The following is a 2,273-nucleotide window of genomic DNA, read 5'->3' as shown; positions in this document are numbered from 1 at the left end:
TGGGAGTGATCGGGGGGAAAATTCCGGGACTTTTTCCCTGAAAATTAGGTAATTGACCCCCTCAAAATCGGTAAAACCCTACACCCTACACCCTACACCCCACACCCTGCCCCCACCAAGAAACTTTTTGCCGCAGACCCTACTTAATAGTGACGTGGAGTATAAACCCATTGCTTGCTTTTACCCTGCTCAATCAGGCGAGTTTTACTCGATCCAATCAAAATTATGGTTCGCATATCCGCATCTTTAATAGTCATATCCTCTAGGAATTTCACCGTCACTGTTTCCCCTTTTCGCCCTAAATTACGCGCTAGTACCACAGGAGTTTGCGGCGAGCGCCATTGTAATAAAATCTCTTTTGCCTTCTCCAATTGCCAAGTGCGCTCTTGAGACACAGGATTATAAAATGCGATCGCTAAATCGGCTCGGGCCGCTAACTCAATGCGCTGAGAAATCACCTGCCAAGATTTGAGAATATCCGATAGGGAAATCGCACAAAAATCATGTCCTAAAAGTGCGCCAACCCTGGCGGCCGCCGCTTGCATCGCCGAAATCCCCGGACAGACCTGAATGGCGATCGCATCCCATGCTGGTTTTGCTTTTTTTTCTAATACCTCAAACACGGCCGCGGCCATGGCATAAATTCCGGGATCTCCGGAAGAAACTAAGACAACCGATCGCCCCTTAGCCGCTAAATCTAGGGCCATTTCCGCGCGATCGAGTTCCACCCGATTATCCGATTCATGGCGGACAATTTCTGGTTTTCGCAGGGATTCTACCAAATCCAAATAGGTTTTATAACCCACCCAATCCGTGGCTTTTTCCAATACTTCTCGAACTTCCGGCGACATCCAATTTAGCGCACCAGGTCCAGTTCCGACTATGGCTAATTTACCTTGACTTTCCTGGGCAAAATCCCCTGGGGACAAACTGGATTTTTCCTTAATTTGCTGGCTTTCCTCATACAGATAAACTAAACAGTCAGTGCTAGGTTTTGCCAAGTTTAAGTTATTTTTATCGATAATCTCAATGCTCAGTTTTGCTGCTGATGAAATCGGTAAATTACTATTTTTTAACCAGTCCGCTTCACCGATTAATTTTACTTTTTCACCCGCCAATAAATCGGACAGAAACTTCTTAGCATCATCGGGATTAACTAACTGATAACCCGGTGGTGGCGATAATAAAGTAGTTTTAAATCTAATATCACCAGTGGTGGTAATTGCGGGAGAAATTTGCCAAACCGAGGCAATTTGACGAGCGAGATCATTAACCCCTTGTAAACCCCCCAACAAAGGCACTACGGCACTGCCATCTTCTGCGATTGCTAATACAGGTGGTTCTTGCCATTTATTAGTTAATAAAGGTGCTAAAGTGCGAATCAAAATACCCGCCGCACAAATGCCAATAATTGGCGTTCCCGTCTGGAAAAATTCTCGCACCGTTTCGCCAAAATTAGTATAGGTAAAATCAGCCGACTGGGTACGCTTTATTAACCCATAAACCACTGCTTCCGGTAGGGCCATTTGCACTTGACGAGCAACGGGGATACTGGTTTCTCCTAAAATCAGAATAGCTGGAGGTTTCATTTGGCTTCCCCCGACTGCGCTGCAGTTAACTTTTGGATAAATTCTTGATGTTCTACCGAGTTAATTCCAGCCTTTAAGATGTCCAACACCCGTGACATATTGCCGTTGAGCATGGCTGAAATATCTAACCACAAACCCGGAAATACTAGAGAGCAAATCACCCCTTCTTGGTTGGGTAACAAAGAAATATAATCGCCATTTTCTAAACTAAACCAATCAATCTTTTGATCAAATACCTGCCAAATAAGGTATTCTTGAATGCCACTGCGACGATAAGCACGTTTTTTATCCCCTAAATCTATGGCGGCACTACTAGCGGCAATTTCTACCACTAATTCCGGCGCTCCTTCTAGGTATCCCTCTACAGTTAGGGTTGATTTTCCCCCGCTTTCTTGACTAATTAATAACACCCCATCCGGCTGTAGTTCGTTGTCGATATCCAAGCGGACTGTTGGCTCAATACCCATTTGTACTTGGGGGGTAGCAGCTTGATAAACTCCCACCCAAGTGATTAAACGTCCGTGGGGTTCAGCATGAAATTTAAACCGTAATGGGGATGCCATATACACAACTCCTTCGATCAGTTCGGCTTTTTTTAATCCGGTCATAGCTTGATAACGGCGCTCGAATTCGGGACGAATTAAGCGATCCCCATTTTCTAACGGGGGTAAATGTTGAGTGGTT

At 45.0% G+C, this 2,273-nt stretch carries 2 protein-coding genes; both read right to left on the bottom strand.

Annotation, left to right across the window (positions count from 1 at the left end; all coding sequences use genetic code 11):
- Positions 1–143: 143 nt before the first annotated feature.
- A complete protein-coding gene (cobJ, locus tag PX481_RS07755) occupies positions 144–1,589 on the bottom strand; it encodes a precorrin-3B C(17)-methyltransferase (RefSeq protein WP_004159339.1) in 1,446 nt (481 codons plus the stop codon).
- Positions 1,586–2,273, bottom strand: a 688-nt coding sequence (locus PX481_RS07750; protein WP_288094224.1) for a Uma2 family endonuclease, incomplete at its 5' end; no start/stop codon positions are given. The genes cobJ and PX481_RS07750, both read right to left, overlap by 4 nt.

This window comes from Microcystis sp. M53603_WE2, assembly GCF_030065435.1.
This window is presented reverse-complemented; position numbering and strand designations above follow the sequence as displayed.